Raw genomic sequence first — 18205 nt, forward strand, 5'->3', positions numbered from 1 at the left:
AGGACATGCCGCTGACCGAGGCCGCGCAGACCGTGCAGGTGTCGGCCTACCCGGATCACTACGCCCAGTGGGAGCAGCAGGCCGCCGACCTCGTCGCCCAGCACTGGAACAACTGACAGCCTTCCTCCAAGGGGGAACGAAAGGCCGCTGGCCGGCACCCGAAGATCCGGGTGCCGGCCAGCGGCGTCTGTGCGTGCAGGTCTTGGACAGTTACCGTCCCGCCGGAACAGAAACTGTCCACGATTCACGTTGCCGCCCCCGCCCGGGGCGGCGATCGTGCGGTTTCGGTCGGCGCGGAAGGCACAAAAGAGGGCAGGACGACGACACCAAGTGCAAGATCGCGAAGCCGGGCGGGTGCAGCGGCGGGGCGCGGGTGGTGGGGGTCACGGTGGGGTGGGGAAGGCGGGGGAGGGGTAACGTGTTGAGTCGGGTGTCGGTGTGATCAGTGTCCCCGGGCCTCACCTAAATAGCCTTCGCGGAATACCGTTCGGCTGGAGCCGCGTCGCGCCACTCGCCGAGAGGCGACCTGCACACCGACACTCTCGGTGCCGCCCCCGCGCCCCTTCCGGGCCGGGGGCGGCACTGTCCGTACCGCCGGGACGGGGGCGGCGCCGCTCGGTTCGGCTCGCGTACGGCGGTCCGCTCACCTATGTTCGAGGGGTCGGGCTCCGAGGGCCGGGGGAGGTGTCGCGATGGGTCTGCGGACCTTCATCGAGGGGTGGCCGGTCTATCGGCAGCTCACCGGCAGCGACCCGTTGGGCCGGGGTGCCGCCGCGCAGTCGGCCCGCTCGGCGGAGCTGACCGCGCGCACGGAGACCGCCGACGGCGTGGCCCGGTCGGTGTGTCCGTACTGCGCGGTGGGGTGTGGGCAGCGGGTCTTCCACGCCGACAACACGGTCACCCAGATCGAGGGCGACCCGGACAGCCCGATCTCCCGGGGGCGGCTCTGCCCGAAGGGCTCGGCCAGCAAGAGCCTGGTGACCAGTCCGTTGCGACAGACGACGGTGCGCTACCGCCGGCCGTACGCGACGGAGTGGGAGGACCTGGACCTCGACGTCGCGGTGGACATGATCGCCGACCGGATCATCGCCGCGCGGGCGCAGACCTGGGAGGACTCCGACAGCGAGGGCCGGCCGCTGAACCGGACCCTGGGCATCTCCAGCCTGGGCGGGGCGACGCTGGACAACGAGGAGAACTACCTCATCAAGAAGCTGTTCACCGCGATGGGGGCCCTCCAGATCGAGAACCAGGCACGTATTTGACACTCCGCCACCGTCCCCGGTCTGGGGGCCAGCTTCGGTCGCGGTGGCGCGACGGATTTCCAGCAGGACGTCGCCAACGCTGACGTCATCGTCATCCAGGGCTCCAACATGGCCGAGGCCCACCCGGTGGGCTTCCAGTGGGTGATGGAGGCCAAACGGCGCGGCGCCAAGGTGTTCCACGTCGACCCGCGGTTCACCCGAACCAGCGCGGTCGCCGACACGTACCTGCCGATCCGCGCGGGCACCGACATCGCGTTGCTGGGTGGGGTGGTGAACCACATCCTGACCCACGAGCTGGACTTCCGGGAGTACGTGCTGGCGTACACGAACGCGGCGACGATCGTCAGCGAGCGTTTCGCCGACACCGAGGACGGCGACGGTTTCTTCTCCGGGTTCGACCCGGAGACCAACAGCTACGTGCAGGACAGCTGGCAGTACGAGGGCCACGAGGACGACTCGGGCAGCGGGCACACCGCCGACGAGCGGGACAGCGCGGCCGGCATGCGGCACGAGTCGCACGGCGCGCAGGTGGCCGGGCAGGTGCGGCGGGACGAGACGTTGCGGCATCCGCGCTGCGTCTACCAGATCCTGAAGCGGCACTTCGCCCGCTACACGCCCGAGATGGTGGAGCGGGTCTGCGGCATCGACCGGGAGAAGTTCCTGGAACTGGCCCGGGCCTGGACGGAGAACTCCGGCCGGGAGCGGACCGGCTGCCTGATCTACTCGGTGGGCTGGACGCAGCACAGCGTCGGAGTGCAGTACATCCGCACCGGGGCGATCATCCAGTTGCTGCTGGGCAACGTGGGCCGGCCCGGCGGCGGCGTGCTGGCGCTGCGCGGACACGCCAGCATCCAGGGTTCGACGGACATCCCCACCTTGTTCAACCTGCTTCCCGGCTACCTCCCGATGCCGCACCACGCCGACCACCCGACGTTCGACGAGTGGGTGGACAGCATCCGCCATCCCGGCCAGAAGGGGTTCTGGGGCAACGCCCGGGCGTACGCGGCGAGCCTGCTGAAGGCGTACTGGGGTGACGCGGCGACGCCGGAGAACGACTTCTGCTACGGCTACCTGCCCCGGATGACCGGCGACCACGGCACCTACCAGCAGGTGTTGAACATGATCGACGGCAAGGTGAAGGGCTACTTCCTGCTCGGGCAGAACCCGGCGGTCGGCTCGGCGCACGGCCGGGCGCAGCGGCTGGGCATGGCGAACCTCGACTGGTTGGTGGTCCGCGACCTGTTCATGATCGAGTCGGCCACGTTCTGGCGGAACGGCCCCGAGGTGGCCACCGGCGAGATCGTGCCCACCGAGTGCCGGACCGAGGTGTTCTTCCTGCCGGCGGCGTCGCACGTGGAGAAGGAGGGCACCTTCACCCAGACCCAGCGGCTGCTGCAGTGGCGGGAGAAGGCCGTCGACCCGCCGGGCGACGCCCGCTCCGAGCTGTGGTTCTTCTATCACCTGGGCCGCCGGCTGCGGGAGAAGCTGGCCGACTCGGCGCACCCCCGGGACCGGGCGCTGCGCGACCTGGCCTGGGACTACCCCACACACGGTCCGCACGCGGAGCCGCGCGCCGAGGCGGTGCTGCGGGAGATCAACGGGTACGAGGTGGCGACCGGCCGCCCGTTGTCGACGTTCGCCGAGGCGCGCGACGACGGGTCGACCGCGGTCGGTTGCTGGATCTACGCCGGGGTGTACGCCGACGGCGTCAACCAGGCGGCCCGGCGCAAGTCCCGGCACGAGCAGGACTGGGTGGCCGCCGAGTGGGGTTGGGCCTGGCCGGCGAACCGCCGGACGCTCTACAACCGGGCCTCGGCCGACCCGGAGGGCCGCCCGTGGAGCGAGCGCAAGCGCTACGTGTGGTGGGATCCGGAGAAGGCGGAGTGGACCGGGTACGACGTGCCGGACTTCGAGAAGACGAAACCGCCGACGTACCGGCCGCCGGAGGGCGCCGCCGGCCCGGAGGGGATCGCCGGGGACGACCCGTTCGTGATGCAGGGCGACGGGAAGGGCTGGCTGTACGCGCCCAGCGGCGTCCTGGACGGTCCGCTGCCGACGCACTACGAGCCGGCCGAGTCGCCGGTGCGCAACCCGCTGTACCGGCAGCAGGCCAACCCGACCCGCAAGGTGTACGCCCACCCGGTGAACTCGGTGAACCCGAGCCCGCCGCAGGAGCACAGCCAGGTCTTCCCGTACGTGTTCACGGTCAGCCGGCTCACCGAGCACCACACGGCCGGCGGGATGAGCCGCACGGTGCGTCCGCTGGCGGAGTTGCAGCCGGAGATGTTCGTGGAGGTGTCCCCGGAGTTGGCGGCCGAGGTCGGCCTGGCGCAGTTGGGGTGGGCGCACCTGGTCAGCGGCCGGGCCGTCATCGAGGCGCGGGTGCTGGTCACCGACCGGCTCACCCCGCTGCGGGTGGACGGGCGGGTGATCCACCAGGTGTGGCTGCCGTACCACTTCGGTTTCCAGGGGTTGGTCACCGGCGACTCGGCCAACGACCTGTTCGGCATCACCCTGGATCCGAACGTGCTCATCCAGGAGAGCAAGATCGGCACCTGTGACGTGCGGCCCGGCCGCCGCCCGACCGGGCCGGCCCTGCTCGACCTGGTGGCCGACTACCAGCGGCGGGCCGGCATCGTCGCGGGCCGGCCGGGGCCGGCGGTCACCCCGGGCGCGCCGCCCCCCACCCGCGCCGCGGACCCCACCGGGTCCGACCCCACCAGGGCCGACGGCACCGGCACGGACCACGGCGACCGGGAGGGCCGCGATGCTTCCTGACCCGAACAGCCTGTACGGGCCGTTGGACCCGGCGCCGGAGGCCGGCTGGTCCGCCGCGCCGCCCCGGATGGGCTTCTTCACCGACGCCAGCGTCTGCATCGGCTGCAAGGCGTGCGAGGTGGCCTGCAAGGAGTGGAACGGCGTCCCGGATTCGGGCTTCGACCTGCTCGGCATGTCGTACGACAACACCGGCGCGTTGACCGCGAACTCGTGGCGGCACGTGGCGTTCGTCGAGCAGCCCCGCCCGGCCGGGCACCGCACGCCGCCGTTCGCCGGCACCCCGACCGGCGGGTCGGTGAGCGCGGCGTCGGCGGCGGTGGCCGCGGGCACCGCGGGCCCGACCGGTACCGCACCCGGGCTGCTGCCGGGCGCGCCGGAGCCCGCCGCCCGGATGGGCGCCGCCCGCACCGGCGAGGACACGGGGCCGGGCACCGACGACCGGGCGCCGGAGTTCCTCGGCATGCCCGGCGCCGCGCCGCCGGGCCGGGGCACCGGCGCCGAGGGCCGCGCCGACTTCCGCTGGCTGATGATGTCCGACGTGTGCAAGCACTGCACGCACGCGGCGTGCCTGGACGTCTGCCCGACCGGGTCGTTGTTCCGCACCGAGTTCGGCACCGTGGTGGTGCAGGAGGACATCTGCAACGGCTGCGGCTACTGCGTATCCGCCTGCCCGTACGGGGTGATCGACCAGCGGAAGGGCGACGGCCGGGCGTGGAAGTGCACGCTGTGCTACGACCGGCTCGGCGCGGGCATGACACCGGCCTGCGCGCAGGCGTGCCCGACCGAGTCCATCCAGTACGGCGTCGTCGACGAGCTGCGGGAGCGGGCGGCGGCGCGGGTGGCGACCCTGCACGAGCGGGGAGTGCCCGAGGCTCGTCTCTACGGCCACGACCCGAACGACGGCGTCGGTGGTGACGGCGCGTTCTTCCTGCTGCTCGACGAGCCGGAGGTGTACGGCCTGCCGCCCGACCCGGTGGTGACCACCCGGGACCTGCCGAGGATGTGGCGGCGGGCCGGGCTCGCCGCCCTGGCCATGGCGGCGGCGACCGTCGCCGCGTTCGCGGGAGGTTCCTCGTGACCGGCGCGGGCGGCGGGCCGGCCCCGGGTCGGCGCGGCCGTGGCCGGCGCGGGGGCGAGGACCTGGCCGTGCCGGAGGCCGAGTTCACCTCCTACTACGGGCGGCCGATCCTCAAGCCACCGGTGTGGAAGTGGGACATCGCCGCCTACCTGTTCACCGGCGGGCTGGCCGCCGGCTCGTCGCTGCTGGCGGCGGGCGGGCAGCTCACCGGCCGTCCGGCGCTGCGCCGCGCGGGCCGGGCCACCGCGCTGGCCGCGGTGAGCGCCAGCGCGGCCTTCCTGATCCGGGACCTGGGCCGCCCGGAACGCTTCCACCACATGCTGCGGGTCGCCAAGCCGACCTCGCCGATGTCGGTCGGCACGTGGATCCTGTCGGCGTACGGGCCGGCGGCCGGGGTGGCGGCGGTCGCCGAGGCGGCGGTGTGGCTGCCCGAGCGGGGACCGTTCGGCCTCGTCCGGCGAGTGCTGCCGCCGGTGGGGCGGGCCGCCGGGCTGGCCGCCGCGGCCACCGCGCCGGCCCTGGCCACGTACACCGGGGTGCTGCTGGCCAGCACCGCCGTCCCGTCGTGGCACGAGGCGTACCCGGAACTGCCGGTCATCTTCGCGGGCAGCGCGCTGGCCGGCGGCGCCGGTGTGGGTCTGATCGCCGCGCCGTGCGCGCAGGCGGGCCCGGCGCGGCGGATGGCGGTGGCCGGCGCGGCGCTGGAACTCGTCGGGTCACACCGGGTGGAGACCCGGCTGGGGCTGCTCAGCGAGCCCTACCGGGTCGGCACGGCCGGTCGGCTGCTGCGCGCCGGCCGGCTGCTGACCGCCGCCGGGGTGGTCGGTGGGCTGCTCGGCCGGCGCAGCCGCGCGGTGTCGGCGCTGTCCGGGGCGGCGTTGCTGGCGGCGTCGGTGGCCACCCGGTTCGGCATCTTCCACGGGGGGGTCGCCTCGGCGAGGGATCCGAAGTACACGGTGGTCCCGCAACGGCAGCGGCTGGCGGAGCGTCGCGCCGCGGCCTGACCGGCTCCGTGGGCGGGCGCCCCGGCGTTGTGATCCAATGTCGGGCGGAGGCGTTCAGGCGGCTGGTGCCCCTCCCGGTCTTCAACACCGGTGTGGTCCGGGACCCGGGCCAGGCGGGTTCGATTCCCGTCCGTCTCCGCCAACGATGGTGGGGGACACGTGACAGGCGACCCACGGCGGCGGGTGCCGCGCACCGACGGGCTGCTGGCCGAGCCACGGCTCGCCGCCGCCGCGGCCACCCTCGGCCGGGACCGGGTGCGGGCCGCCGTCCGGGCCGCCCAGGACCGCGCGCGACGCGGTGAGATCACCCCGGAGGACGTACGCGACGTCGCGCTGGCCGCCCTGCCCGCGCCGGCGCCCCGGGTGGTGCTCAACGCGACCGGGGTGGTCCTGCACACCAACCTGGGTCGGGCGCCGCTCTCGCCGGCGGCCGTCGCCGCCGTGGTGGCCGCCGCCGGCCACACCGACGTGGAACTCGACCTGCGGACCGGCCGCCGGGCCCGGCGCGGCCGGGACGCCCTCGACGCGCTCGCCGCCGCGGTGCCCGACGCGGGCGCGGTGCACGTGGTCAACAACGGCGCCGCCGCGCTGGTGCTGGCCGCCACCGCCCTGGCCACCGGCCGGGAGATCGTGGTCAGCCGCGGCGAGCTGGTGGAGATCGGCGACGGGTTCCGCCTGCCGGACCTGCTGGAGAGCACCGGGGCCCGGCTGCGCGAGGTGGGCACCACCAACCGCACCACCCTGGACGACTACGCCGCCGCCGTCGGGCCGGGCACCGGTTTCGTGCTGAAGGTCCACCCGTCGAACTTCCGGATCACCGGCTTCACCGCGGCGGTTCCGGTGGCGGCCCTGGCCACCCTCGGCGTGCCGGTGGTGGCGGACATCGGTTCCGGGCTGCTGGTCGCCGACCCGCTGCTGCCCGACGAGCCGGACGCCGCGTCCACCCTGCGGGCCGGGGCGGCCCTGGTCACCGCCAGCGGCGACAAGCTGCTCGGCGGCCCGCAGGCCGGGCTGCTGCTCGGCGCCGCCGACCTGGTGCGGCGCCTGCACCGGCATCCCCTGGCCCGGGCGCTGCGGGTGGACAAGCTGACCCTCGCCGCGTTGGCCGCCACCCTGGCCGACCCGGCCACGCCCACCCGGGCGGCTCTGCACGCCGACGCCGGGCTGCTGCGGGAACGCACCGGACGGCTGCGCGACGCGCTCGCCGCCGACGGGTGCAAGGCCGAGGTGGTGCCCGCGGTGGCCGTCGTCGGTGGCGGTGGCGCGCCCGGGGTGGACCTGGACTCGTGGGCGTTGAGCCTGCCCGAGCGGTACGCCGAGCCGCTGCGCACCGGCGACCCGCCGGTGCTCGGCCGGGTGGCGCGCGGCCGGCTGCTGCTGGACCTGCGGTGCGTGCCGGCCGACGCCGACGCCACTCTGCGGGCGGCGGTGCTCCGGGTGCCCGGGGACGGCTGACGTGCTGGTGGTGGCCACCGCCGGGCACGTGGACCACGGCAAGTCGACGCTGGTCCGCGCCCTCACCGGGATGGAACCGGACCGGTGGGCCGAGGAACGCCGCCGGGGCATGACCATCGACCTCGGGTTCGCCTGGACGCGCCTGCCGTCGGGCGGCACCGTCGCGTTCGTTGACGTGCCGGGGCACGAGCGGTTCGTGCCGAACATGCTCGCCGGTGTCGGGCCGGTGCCCGCCGCGCTCGTGGTGGTCGCCGCCGACGAGGGGTGGATGCCGCAGTCCACCGAGCACCTGGCGGCGCTGGACGCGCTCGGCGTCGCGTACGGGCTGCTGGTGGTGACCCGCGCGGACCTGGCCGATCCCGGCGCGGCGCTGGCGGCCGGCCGGGAGCGGCTGGCGGCCACCACGCTCGGCGCGGTCGACGCCGTCGCGGTGAGCGCGGTGACCGGGGCCGGCCTGCCCGGGCTGCGGGAGGCGCTGGACCGGCTCGCCGCGCGGCTGCCCGCCCCGCCGGTCGACGCGCCGGTGCGGCTGTGGGTGGACCGCGGCTTCACGGTGCGGGGCAGTGGCACCGTGGTGACCGGCACCCTCGGCGTCGGCCGGCTGCGGGTCGACGACGAACTGGAGGTCAGCGGCACCGGGCAGACCGTGCGGGTCCGTGGCCTGCACGCGCTCGGTCGCCCGCACGACGCGGTCGCGGCGGTGGCCCGGGTGGCGGTGAACCTGCGCGGCGTCCCCCGGGACGCGCTCGGGCGCGGTGACGCGCTGCTCAGCCCCGGCCGGTTCGGCCGCGGCGACCTGCTGGACGTCCGGGTGCACGGCGATCCGGTCGGCGACCTGCCGGCCACCCTGATGCTGCACGTCGGCTCGGCGGCCGTGCCGGTGCGGGTGCGACCGCTCGGCGCGGACACCGCCCGGCTGCGGCTGGCCCGGCCGCTGCCGCTGCTGACCGGTGACCGGGTGCTGCTGCGCGACCCCGGGCGGCACCACGTCGCCGGTGCGGCGACCGTGCTGGACGTGGCCCCGCCGCCGCTGACCCGCCGGGGCGCCGCGGCGGCCCGGGCGGCGGTGCTGGCCACCCTGGACGGCCGGCCCGACCTCTCCGGTGAGTTGCGCCGGCGGGGGCTGGCCCGGGCGGCCGACCTGGCCCGGATGGGCGTGCCGGTCAGCGGCGTGCCGGTGGCCGGCGACTGGTACACCGACCCCGGGCACTGGCGTGACCTGGGCGTGCGGCTGACCCGTGAGGTGACCCGGTACGCCCGCGCGCACCCGCTGGAGCACGGTGTGCCGACCGAGGCGTTGCGCCGGCACCTCGACCTGCCCGACCGGGCGCTGGTCGAGGCGCTGGTCCGGCCACCGCTGCGCCTGCACGCCGGCCGGGTCACCGCGACCGCGGGCGACGCGCTGCCCGAACCGGTGGCCCGCGCGGTCGCCCGGATCCGCGCCGCGTACGCCGACCAGCCCTTCCGGGCCCCGGAGGCCGCGCACCTGGCGGACCTGGGGCTCGGTCCCCGGGAGATCGGCGCGGCGGTACGGGCGGGGGCGTTGCTGCGGCTGGCCGACAACGTGGTCCTGCTGCCCGGGGCGGTCGACGACGCGGTCCGCGTCCTCGCCGCGCTGCCGCAACCGTTCACGCTCAGCGCCGCCCGGCAGGCCCTCGGCACCACCCGGCGGGTGGCGGTGCCCCTGCTGGAACTGCTGGACCGGCGCGGCGCCACCCGCCGGTTGCCCGACGACGCCCGCGAGGTGGTGGGCCAGGGGCGACCGACGGTGCGCGGCTCTGCCAGGCTGGGCCCATGACCCTCGATGCCTCACCGCCGTCGCTGTTGTCCCGGGGCCGGGCCGTGCTGGAGATCGCGGTCCGCTTCGGGCTGCCGGTGGTGTGGCTGGTGTGGGCGGTGCTGTCCTGGTGGGTCACGCCCCGCGAGGTCGACACCGCCGACCTGGAACGGGACCTGGCCGCCGATCGGGTGGTGACCTGGCAGCGCGCCGAGGGGTGGAGCGACGACGAGTTCCTCTGGGCCCGCCGGCAACCCGAACCACGACCTTATCCGCGCGGCGACGTGATCGCGTGGACGGCGTCGAACGGGCAGACCCGCTGGACCACCATCGACCCGGTCGTCGGGCCGCTGCCGGACGCCGACCCGTACTCGGCCCGGCTGGCCGACGCCGACCCCTGGTCGACCAGGCAGGGGCTCACCCACCGGCTCACGGCCGTCGTCGGGGGGCTGGGCAGCGTTCTCGCGGTGGTCTGGCTCGCCCTGTTGGTCGGTGGGCCGAAGCCGGCCGCCGGCACCCGCTGGTTCTGGTGGTGGCTGGGGCTGCTGCCGTACGGCCTGGGCATGCTCGCCTGGGTCGACCGCGAGTGGTGGCGGCGGCGGCAGAAGCCGGCGCACGACCGGTACACCGGGTGGTTCGGTCTCGGCTGCCTGGTCGGCGTCTCGATCGTGGTGTCCCTGCTGCTGCTCGCGCTGCGGGCGGTGCTGGGCGGGTGGGTCGTGCCGGTCTAGCCGGCGGCACCGTGCAACCCGCCCCGGTGACCCGGGTCGTCGCCTAGCGTGGCGGGCATGGACCCTTCGGCGGTCTGGCGGGACCGGCAGCACCGGTGGCGGATCGAGGCGTACCGGGCACCGGATCTGCGGTTCGCGATCTTCGCCACCAACGGCACCACCGAGTCGGCGCCGCTGTGGTTGTTCGGGATGTCCGCGCTGGCCCGGTGGCTGATGAGCCACCAGATCTCGCTGGACGACCTGGAGACCGACTGAAGGTGCACCCGGACGGGGGACAGCACCTCAGAACCGCCCCGGCCGGCGCCCGGTGGCCCCTACCGTGCGGTACGTGAGGGACCGAGGCGTACGTACCTTCCTGACCGTGCTGGCCGGGCTCGCGGTGATCTACTTCGGTACCACCGGCCGCAGCCCGGACGAACCCGGCGGCGTGACCGGTGGACTCGTGGTGCTCGCCCTGCTGGCGGCCCTGCTGGTCTGGTACCTGACCAAGCCGGGGGACAAGTCCACCAACTGACTCCTCAGGCGCTGGCGGCGCGGGTGACCTCGCCGGCGGACTCCTCGCCCAGCGCCACCCGCACCAGGGCGGAGGCCAGCCGGCCGAACTCCGCGCCGTCCACCAACCCGGCCAGCCGGTCCGGCGAGCCGGGCAACCCGAGGCGTTTCGCGCCGGCCAGCGCCCGCTTGTCGGCGAATGGGCGTACGTCCGGCCAGACCGACTGCGCCTCGCGCAGGAAGATGTCCGCGCCGGTCGGGCCGATGCCGGGGAACTCGGTCAGCGGGCGGCGCAGCCGGGTCGGCTCGCCACCGGCCTCCCGGTGCAGCCGGCGCAGGTCACCGTGCCAGCGGTCCAGGCACAGCCGGGCCCCGGTGCCGAGCATCGTCGCGGTCCGCTCGTCGTAGCGGCGGTAGTTGCCGCGGCCGAGGGCGTCCACCCGGTCCTGCCAGCTGGCCGCCTCCATCGCCTGTGGCGTGCGGTAACCGGCCGCGAACAGTTCCCGGGCCGCGGCCACCGCGACGCACGCCCGGATCCGGGTGCTCAGCAGGGTGGTGAGCACGAGCAGCTGGTACAGCGGTCCCGGCCGGTCGGCGAGCCGGATCCCCGCCTCCTCGGCGTAGGTCCGTCCCCGCCGCTCCAGCAGCACCCGCGCGGTCGCCCGATCGTTGCCCACGGTCCGGGTGTACCCACCCCGGGCCCGGCTAGCCCTGCCCGCCCGACCCGCATGCGCCCGGCGGCGACGGGTACGCGGCACCGGAGGCGGCGCGCAGCCGCCGGTCACCGGAGGAGGAGACAGCCGTGACGAACCCGCAGCAGCAGGAGTTCCGGCGCAACGCCAAGGGTGCCACCAGCCAGGACAGCAAGGGTCCGAAGCCGACCGGCCACCCGCTCAACCGCGGCAGCTCGCACGGCGACGACGGCCGTCCGGTGCCCCGGGGGCAGGTGTCCCCGTACGGTCCGGCCGGGGAGCCGGTCGCCGAGGACGAAAGCCGGGGCTGACCCGACACGGTGGGCGGGCGCGGCCCGGGGTCGACCCCGGGCCGCGCCCGCCCCGTCGGTCACCGGCGCAACCGGTTCCAGGTGGCCGCGGCGGCCAACCCGTACGCCAGGTGCGGCACCAGGTCGGCCAGCCAGTCGACCCTCCGCCAGGTGCGCGGGTCGGTCACCCCCAGCACCGTCATCGACGCGTCGGTCATCGTCATCACGCCGCCGCCGAGCACCGCGCCGGCCATCGCCAGCGGCATCGGGCGGCCCCGGGTCAGCGCCGCGAAGCCGATCCCAGCGCCGATGCCCAGGCCGTAGCCGAGCAGCGGGCCGAGGCCCGAGCGGCGGGTGGCCGCCCGGTCGGCGGGCCCCAGGTCCACGTGTGCCAGCCGGGCCATCCGGCCGACGGTCTCGTCCGGGGCGCTGCTGGCCGGGCGGGCCCGGGCCACCATGTCGAGGTAGCCGACGATGTTCAGGGCGGTGCTGCCGACCGCGCCGGCGATCACCCCGTCGGTCAGCCGGCCGGCGTTCACTTCGGGTCGCCGGGTTCGCGTTCGCCCTTCGGGCCGTACGTCCGCTCACCACGTACCACGCCCCGCTGGCCCCGGTCCTCCTGGAGGATCCGGTTGGCCACGTCGTCGGCCTTGCCGTCCGGAACCCGCCGTCCCGAGCCGTCGATGGCGTTGCGGATGCGGGCCCGCTGCTTGTCGTACGCGTTGCTGCCCGGCCGTGGTCCTGGCATCACTGCCTCCTCGGTCGCTCACCGTTGACGTACCGGGCCTCGTCTACCCGTGCCGGGGCCGGTCAACCCGCTCCGGCGGGTCACGGGCGCGCGCGGGTGTCAGCTCGGGGCGCGGACCACCGCCACCGGGCAGTCGGCGTGGTGCAGCACCGACTGGCTCACCGACCCCAGCAGCAACCCGGTCAACTCGCCCCGCCCCTGCCCGCCGACCACCACCAGCTGGGCGTCCCGGGAGACGTCGGCGAGCGCCCCGGCCGGCCGGCCGCGCACCGTGCGCCGGTGCACCGGAACGTCCGGCCACCGCTCGGACAGTCCGGCCAGCGACTCGGCCACCAGCCGGTCCTCCTCGTCGCGCAGCTGCGTCTCGTCGTACACCAGGGGTTGCATGTCGCCGGGCCCGCCGGAGCCGGGATGCCGGTAGGCGTGCAGCGCGACCAGTTCCACGCCGCGCAGCGACGCCTCCTCGATGGCGAACTCGGCGGCCAGCCGGGACAGCTCGGAGCCGTCCACCCCGACCACCACCGGCGCACCGGCGCGGTCGGCGCCGCGGGCGACCAGCACCGGACAGTCGGCGTGCGCGGCGACCTGCACCGCGACCGAGCCGACCACCAGGGCGGAGAAGCCACCGAGGCCACGATCGCCGAGGACGATCAGCGCGGCGGTCGGCGTCTCGCCGAGCAGCACCGCCGCGGCCTCGCCGTCGATGATCTCGCCGGTGACCCGGATGCCCGCAACGGTGGCCTCGGCCTCGGCGACCGCCGCGGTGACCACCTGTTCGGCCTGGTGGCGCAGTCCGCCGCCGGGCGGGCCGTCCGGCGGGGGTTCCACCGGCACGCGCAGCAGGGGCCAGATGAAGCCGTGCACGATCCGCAACGGCCGGTTACGGTGGGCGGCTTCGACGGCGGCCAGGCGGACGGCCCGCAGCGCCTGCTCCGAGCCGTCCACGCCGACCACCACCGCCGCGCCGTCCGCCGAGTTCACCGGCCCACCTCCCGCCGCCCAGTATCGCCGCCGCCGGACGTGCGGCGGGGCGATACCGCGCAGGACGCCGGGTCGGTACGCTGGCCCGGAGCCACGCGGAGGGAGCGTTGTCGATGGATGATCCGGCCGCGCCGAGCACCGCACGGATGATCGACTTCTGGTTGGGCGGGGAGCACCACTTCCCGGTCGACGTGGCGGCGGCACACGCGTTCGAGGGGGCGTACGGGCCGTGCGCGCCGGTGTTCCGGGACCTGCGGGCCTTCCTCGGCCGGGCGGTACGGGCGATCGCCGCGCAGGGTGTGGAGAGCTTCCTCGTCTTCGGCGGCGGGGTACCCACGATGGGCAACGTGCACGAGGCGGCTCCGGAGGCGAGGGTCCTCTACACCGACGTGGACCCGGTGACGATCCGGCTCGGGCAGCAGATCCTGGCCGGCAGCGACCGCGCCGGCTACGGCTTCGGTGACGCCACCGACCTCGGCACGATCGATCCCGCGCAACTGCACCGGTTCGTGCCGGGCTGGGGGAGGAGTCCGGTCGGGGTGGTGTTCCTCGGCCTGGCGGCGTTCCTCGACGACCCGACCCTGGCCCGTACGCTGGACGAGTTGTACCAGGCCACCGCGCCGGGCAGCCTGCTCGCGATCGACTTCGACACCGAGGAACTGGCCGGTTGGCCGGCGGCACTGGCGATGATGGGGCCGGCGTTCCGGATGCGGTCGCCGACGGCGTTCCGGCCGCTGCTGGGGCGCTGGACACCGACGGCCGACGGCATCGTCCCGGTCGCCACCTGGCGGCCGGACGGCCCGCCGGCCGAGGTGCCGGACGCCTTCCACGGCGGGCTCGCCGTGCGCGCCGACGACTGAGCCGCCGGCCCGGTCGCGGTCGGTGTTCCTGATGGGGTACGCCTGCGGCGCCCGGACCGGGCCTCCGTATGATGCTTGCCGTACAGCAAGTGTTGTCGGGGGGGAACATGGTGGACGCAACCGGTCAGGTGTCCCGCGCGCTGCGCGCGGCGCCGCCGGACCAGGTGGCGGAGGCCGCCGACCGGGCGATCCGGTCCGTGCTGGGCGCCCTGCGCACGGAGGTGTTCCTCGCCGACTACCGGATCACCGGCCTGTGGCCGGTGCGCGACGGCGGCCTGCCCGACGACGTCCTGCTGGCCTGCCGCGGGGTGGCCCAGCGCTGTTTCTCCAGCCAGCTACCGGTGCGGGAGAGCGTGGCGGGGCGCTGGCGACTGTTCCTGCCGCTGTCGGTGTGGGGGGAGCGGCTCGGCGTGCTGCTGGTCGAGCTTGCCGACGAGCCGGACGACGTGATCATGGGCCAGGCCGCCGACGTCGCCGGGGATCTGGCGATGGCGCTGCGTGCCGCCGACCGGGAGACCGACCGCTACCGGCGGGCCCGCCGCCGGGATCGGCTCAGTATGGCCGCCGAGATGCAGTGGGAACTGCTGCCCGGGCGCGGTGTCACGCTCGGCGCCTTCGAGCTGGCCGGTCAGCTCGAACCGGCGTACACCGTCGGCGGCGACCATTTCGACTGGTCGGTCGACGCCGACCGGCTCACCGTGACCGTCCTCAACGGAGCCGGCATGGGCCTGTCCGCGGCGCTGCTGACCGCCGTCACGGTCAACGCGCTGCGCAACGCCCGCCGGTCCGGAGGCAGCCTGGAGGAGCAGGCCGAGCTGGCCTCGGACACGATTTTCTACCAGCACCGGGGCGAGCGTTTCGTGGCCACGCTGCTGCTGGAGGTGGACACCCGTACCGGCCGGGTGCGGGCCGTGGACGCGGGCTCGCCACGGCTGGTGCGGGTGCGCGGCGGCACGCTGGCACCGATCGAGCTGGAGCAGCAGCTGCCGCTGGGCATGTTCGCCGAGACCCGCTACGACGTGCAGGAGTTCGACCTGGCCCCGGGCGACCGGCTGTTCGTGGTCAGCGACGGGGTGTGGGCGGCCGACCCGGACGGCCGCGGCAGTTACGGCGAGCGGGCGATGGCGCGGGCGATGCGCGCGACGCGGTTGCAGCCGGCCGGCGAGGCGGTTGGTACGGTGATGCGCGAACTGCACGCCTACCATGTGGACACCGATCTGCGCGACGACGCGGTCGTGGTCTGTCTGGACTGGCGTGGTCCCGGCGGACGCGACGACGGGTGATCCCCGCGTTCGGGCCGGCGGCTGATGACGAGCGGGACAAGCGCAGGGGACACCGGGTGGAGCGAGCTGCGAATCTGCCGGCGGCGATCGACGCGGCCGCCGAGGCACTCATCGGCGTGCTGGACTCCGCGGTCTCCCGGCACCAGCTCGCCGTGTCACCGACCCAGTTGCGGGTGCTGTCCCTGCTCAGCGGCCGACCGGAGACGAACGTCAACCGGTTGGCCGAGCTGCTGGATGTCGTACCGTCCTCGGCGAGCCGGCTCTGTGACCGCCTGGAGGCGATCGGGCTGCTGCGCCGGGTGGCGGATCCCCGGGACCGGCGGGAGGTGCGGCTGGTGCCCACCGCCGCCGCCGACGCCCTGCTGCGCGACGTGCGGGAACGGCGGCACGCGGCGTTGCGGGCGGTGCTGGACCGGATGCCCGGTCGCGTGCAACAGGAGCTGCTGCACGCGCTGGTGTCGTTCGGGCGGGCCGCCAGCGACGGCGCCGAGGCACAGCCGGCGTCCCCGGCCCGTACCGCCTGAGCCCGGCCCCGCACTGCCTGAGCCCGGCCCCGCCGATCCCGGTCACTCCTATCACCCGTCTCACCCGTCTGCCCTAGCGTCCTAGGATGCCCTACCGGTGGTGAGCACCAACACCGGAGCCCACCGCACCGGCGCACGAGCACCCAGGTCACCGACGGAAGCCCGATATAGTGGCAGCGCAACTCGTCCCGCCGGTGATCGACTCGATCGCGGGCCGGGTCCGGGGAGGGTCCCGTCCCGGGGCCGCAGGGGGAGCCGGCGCCAGCCGGCAGGACAGTGCGCACATCCCTCCGCCGCGCCCGTCTCGGCCGGGCGCCGGAGCGTGTCGCGGAGGAGGTTCGGTGTCTCGTCGGCCGGCTCGGGAGGAGCGCCCGCAGGCCAGTGGCGAGACCGGTTCCGCACCGGTCGGTGACCAGGTGCTGACCCTGCCGAACGCGATCAGCTTCGTCCGGCTGCTCGGCGTGCCGCTCTTCCTCTATCTCCTGCTCGTCGCCCGCGCCGACGTGGCCGCGATCGTGGTCCTCGCGGTGGGGGGCACCACCGACTGGGTCGACGGCTGGATCGCCCGCCGGCTGCGTCAGGTGAGTCGGTTGGGCGAGTTGCTGGATCCGCTCGCCGACCGGCTCTACATCCTGGCCACCCTGGTCGCGTTCACCGCCCGGGAGGTGGTGCCGTGGCAGTTCACCGTGGCGCTGCTGGCCCGGGAGTTGCTGCTACTCGGCTCGTTGTCGGTGCTGCGCCGGTACGGGTACGGGCCGCCGCCGGTGCACTACGTGGGCAAGACCGCGACGTTCCTGCTGCTGGCGGCCTTCCCGCTGCTGCTGCTCGCGGCGGCGGTTCCCGCGGCGGCCGTGGTGGCCGGCGCGATCGGCTGGGGCCTGGCCTGGTGGGGGCTGGTTCTCTACTGGGTGGCCGGCGCGCTGTACGTGGTGCAGGCTGCCCGGCTGGTGCGCGCGGTGCGCGGGGCGGGGGCGGCGGCATGACGGAGACGCCGGGTGAGGGCCGTGGTCGGAGTGACCGGGTGTACGCGCCGGACTTCCTCACCGAGCTGTTCCGCAACCCGCTGGACCCGGGGTACGCCGACGCGGCTGCCCGTCGGCGGGAGCGGCCGGAGCGCGGGTGGCGACGGTGGTCGGGCCGGCCGCTGAGTCTGGTCGTGCTGGTCGTGCTGGGTTTCCTGTTCGCGGTGGCCTACCGGCAGACGATGGCGGACGAGCCGGGGCGCAGCCAGGTGCGCTCCGGGTTGGTGGCGCAGATCAAGCAGCGGGAGACCGAGACCGACCGGCTGTCCGAGCGGGCCGAGCGGCTGCGCGCGGAGGTGGCCCGGCAGCGGGCCGCGGCGCTGGGTGGCTCGGAGGCGGCGCGGTTGCGCACGCTGGAGGCCGGTACGGGTCTTGGTCGGGTGCGTGGGGACGGTGTGGTGGTGCGGCTGGCCGATGCTCCGCAGGGCCAGGACGTGGTGCAGGGTGGGGATGTGGGGCCGTCCCGGGTGCTGTACAGCGATCTGCAGGTGGTGGCGAACGACCTGTGGAGCGCCGGCGCGGAGGCGATCGCGATCAACGGCCAGCGGTTGACGGCGATGTCGACGATCCGGTCGGCGGGGCAGGCGATCCTGGTGGATTACCGACCGGTGACCGGGCCGTACGAGGTGTCGGCGATCGGGCCGGAGGAGATGCGGGAGCGGTACGACGGCAGTCGCAGTGCGTTGACGATGCGGAAGGTGGCCGAGGAGACGGGGTTGTCGTTCGGTGTGCGGGACGCGGAGGACCTCGCCCTGCCGGCCGCTCCGGAGCCGCGGCTACGCTACGCGGAGCCCTCGGTCAGCCCGAGCCCGTCGCCGTCGGGTGGGGGCCGTTCGGTCAGTCCGGGGCCGTCCCGTTCGGGGACGTCGCCCAGCCCCTCCGGAGGTGGTTGATGATCGCGGTGTTGGCGCTGGTCGCCGGTGTGGCGTTGGGGTTGTGGTTCGACCCCACGGTTCCGGCGGCGTTGCAGCCGTACCTGCCGATCGCGGTGGTGGCCGCGTTGGACGCGGTGTTCGGTGGGGTGCGGGCCAAGCTGGACCGGATCTTCGACGACAAGCAGTTCGTGGTGTCGTTCATCTCGAACGTGCTGGTGGCCGGCCTGATCGTTTATCTGGGTGACCAGTTGGGCGTGGGTGGTCAGTTGTCCACGGGTGTGGTGGTGGTGCTCGGGGTGCGCATCTTCGGCAACGTGGCGGCGATCCGCCGGCACCTGTTCCGGGCGTAGGTT

General features: G+C 74.9%; 18 protein-coding genes, 1 tRNA gene and 1 pseudogene. 16 read left to right on the forward strand and 4 right to left on the reverse strand.

What is annotated here, in order from left to right; all coding sequences use genetic code 11:
- Window positions 1-692: 692 nt before the first annotated feature.
- The 9 genes and pseudogenes from fdh to D7223_RS23825 all read left to right on the forward strand — a co-directional run.
- A pseudogene (gene fdh / locus D7223_RS23790) lies at window positions 693-3939 on the forward strand (formate dehydrogenase); the annotation flags it as partial.
- A gap of 90 nt (window positions 3940-4029) precedes the next feature.
- Window positions 4030-5118, forward strand: coding sequence for a 4Fe-4S dicluster domain-containing protein (locus D7223_RS23795; RefSeq protein ID WP_120730667.1), 1089 nt, complete (start codon window positions 4030-4032; stop codon window positions 5116-5118).
- Window positions 5115-6122 (forward strand): NrfD/PsrC family molybdoenzyme membrane anchor subunit, encoded by a 1008-nt coding sequence (gene nrfD / locus D7223_RS23800; protein ID WP_238162184.1) that lies wholly within the window; start codon window positions 5115-5117, stop codon window positions 6120-6122. The genes D7223_RS23795 and nrfD overlap by 4 nt, the downstream gene beginning before the upstream one ends.
- 46 nt (window positions 6123-6168) lie before the next feature.
- A tRNA-Sec gene (locus D7223_RS32865) sits at window positions 6169-6264 on the forward strand.
- A 17-nt stretch (window positions 6265-6281) separates the two neighbouring features.
- Window positions 6282-7577 carry an L-seryl-tRNA(Sec) selenium transferase gene (gene selA / locus D7223_RS23805; protein WP_120730669.1) on the forward strand — a complete coding sequence of 432 codons (1296 nt, stop codon included), beginning with the start codon at window positions 6282-6284 and terminating at the stop codon, window positions 7575-7577.
- A gap of 1 nt (window position 7578) precedes the next feature.
- On the forward strand, window positions 7579-9375 hold the full coding sequence (selB, locus tag D7223_RS23810; RefSeq protein ID WP_120730670.1) for a selenocysteine-specific translation elongation factor: 1797 nt from the start codon (window positions 7579-7581) through the stop codon (window positions 9373-9375).
- On the forward strand, window positions 9372-10085 hold the full coding sequence (locus D7223_RS23815; RefSeq protein WP_120730671.1) for a hypothetical protein: 714 nt from the start codon (window positions 9372-9374) through the stop codon (window positions 10083-10085). The genes selB and D7223_RS23815 overlap by 4 nt, the downstream gene beginning before the upstream one ends.
- Before the next feature lie 57 nt (window positions 10086-10142).
- The gene (locus tag D7223_RS23820; RefSeq protein WP_120730672.1) at window positions 10143-10340 is read left to right on the forward strand and encodes a hypothetical protein; all 198 of its coding nucleotides are present in this window, start codon (window positions 10143-10145) and stop codon (window positions 10338-10340) included.
- Between the two features lie 100 nt (window positions 10341-10440).
- Window positions 10441-10599, forward strand: a complete 159-nt coding sequence (locus D7223_RS23825) for an amidophosphoribosyltransferase (RefSeq protein WP_120730834.1) — start codon at window positions 10441-10443, stop codon at window positions 10597-10599.
- 4 nt (window positions 10600-10603) lie between these two features.
- Here the strand turns inward: D7223_RS23825 and D7223_RS23830 are convergent, their stop codons facing one another.
- On the reverse strand, window positions 10604-11254 hold the full coding sequence (locus D7223_RS23830) for a hypothetical protein (protein ID WP_120730673.1): 651 nt from the start codon (window positions 11252-11254) through the stop codon (window positions 10604-10606).
- 125 nt (window positions 11255-11379) lie between these two features.
- On the opposite strand from D7223_RS23830, the gene D7223_RS23835 reads away from it, so the two are divergent.
- Complete coding sequence (locus D7223_RS23835) at window positions 11380-11580, forward strand: hypothetical protein (RefSeq protein ID WP_120730674.1); 201 nt, start codon at window positions 11380-11382, stop codon at window positions 11578-11580.
- Window positions 11581-11639: 59 nt separating this feature from the next.
- Here D7223_RS23835 and D7223_RS23840 read toward each other — a convergent pair whose 3' ends face one another.
- From D7223_RS23840 to D7223_RS23850, 3 genes are all read right to left on the reverse strand, one after another.
- Window positions 11640-12098: a hypothetical protein gene (locus D7223_RS23840; protein WP_120730675.1), complete on the reverse strand. Its 459-nt coding sequence runs from the start codon at window positions 12096-12098 to the stop codon at window positions 11640-11642.
- Window positions 12095-12307, reverse strand: a complete 213-nt coding sequence (locus D7223_RS23845) for a phosphatidylethanolamine-binding protein (protein ID WP_120730676.1) — start codon at window positions 12305-12307, stop codon at window positions 12095-12097. Before D7223_RS23845 ends, D7223_RS23840 begins: the two co-directional genes overlap by 4 nt.
- Before the next feature lie 99 nt (window positions 12308-12406).
- A complete protein-coding gene (locus tag D7223_RS23850; protein WP_120730677.1) occupies window positions 12407-13288 on the reverse strand; it encodes a universal stress protein in 882 nt (293 codons plus the stop codon).
- A gap of 113 nt (window positions 13289-13401) precedes the next feature.
- Between D7223_RS23850 and D7223_RS23855 the strand changes: the two genes are divergently transcribed.
- The 6 genes from D7223_RS23855 (at window position 13402) to D7223_RS23880 (ending at window position 18202) form a co-directional block, all read left to right on the forward strand.
- Complete coding sequence (locus D7223_RS23855) at window positions 13402-14148, forward strand: SAM-dependent methyltransferase (protein WP_120730678.1); 747 nt, start codon at window positions 13402-13404, stop codon at window positions 14146-14148.
- Between the two features lie 107 nt (window positions 14149-14255).
- Window positions 14256-15431, forward strand: a complete 1176-nt coding sequence (locus D7223_RS23860) for a PP2C family protein-serine/threonine phosphatase (protein WP_120730679.1) — start codon at window positions 14256-14258, stop codon at window positions 15429-15431.
- A 56-nt stretch (window positions 15432-15487) separates the two neighbouring features.
- A complete protein-coding gene (locus tag D7223_RS23865; protein WP_120730680.1) occupies window positions 15488-15955 on the forward strand; it encodes a MarR family winged helix-turn-helix transcriptional regulator in 468 nt (155 codons plus the stop codon).
- 341 nt (window positions 15956-16296) lie between these two features.
- A complete protein-coding gene (gene clsA, locus D7223_RS23870) occupies window positions 16297-16938 on the forward strand; it encodes a cardiolipin synthase ClsA (protein ID WP_120730681.1) in 642 nt (213 codons plus the stop codon).
- Window positions 16935-17870, forward strand: a complete 936-nt coding sequence (locus D7223_RS23875) for a DUF881 domain-containing protein (RefSeq protein ID WP_120730682.1) — start codon at window positions 16935-16937, stop codon at window positions 17868-17870. The genes clsA and D7223_RS23875 overlap by 4 nt, the downstream gene beginning before the upstream one ends.
- The gene (locus tag D7223_RS23880; protein ID WP_120730683.1) at window positions 17870-18202 is read left to right on the forward strand and encodes a small basic family protein; all 333 of its coding nucleotides are present in this window, start codon (window positions 17870-17872) and stop codon (window positions 18200-18202) included. The genes D7223_RS23875 and D7223_RS23880 overlap by 1 nt, the downstream gene beginning before the upstream one ends.
- Window positions 18203-18205: the final 3 nt, after the last annotated feature.

It is taken from the genome of Micromonospora endolithica, assembly GCF_003626595.1.
Lineage (GTDB): Bacteria > Actinomycetota > Actinomycetes > Mycobacteriales > Micromonosporaceae > Micromonospora > Micromonospora endolithica.

Coding starts and splice junctions, on each gene's coding strand:
- D7223_RS23795 (WP_120730667.1), top strand. CDS start 4,030: ATGCTTCCTGACCCGAACAGCCTGTACGGGCCGTTGGACCCGGCGCCG.
- D7223_RS23815 (WP_120730671.1), top strand. CDS start 9,372: ATGACCCTCGATGCCTCACCGCCGTCGCTGTTGTCCCGGGGCCGGGCC.
- D7223_RS23820 (WP_120730672.1), top strand. CDS start 10,143: ATGGACCCTTCGGCGGTCTGGCGGGACCGGCAGCACCGGTGGCGGATC.
- D7223_RS23845 (WP_120730676.1), bottom strand. CDS start 12,307: ATGCCAGGACCACGGCCGGGCAGCAACGCGTACGACAAGCAGCGGGCC.
- D7223_RS23855 (WP_120730678.1), top strand. CDS start 13,402: ATGGATGATCCGGCCGCGCCGAGCACCGCACGGATGATCGACTTCTGG.
- D7223_RS23860 (WP_120730679.1), top strand. CDS start 14,256: ATGGTGGACGCAACCGGTCAGGTGTCCCGCGCGCTGCGCGCGGCGCCG.
- D7223_RS23875 (WP_120730682.1), top strand. CDS start 16,935: ATGACGGAGACGCCGGGTGAGGGCCGTGGTCGGAGTGACCGGGTGTAC.
- D7223_RS23880 (WP_120730683.1), top strand. CDS start 17,870: ATGATCGCGGTGTTGGCGCTGGTCGCCGGTGTGGCGTTGGGGTTGTGG.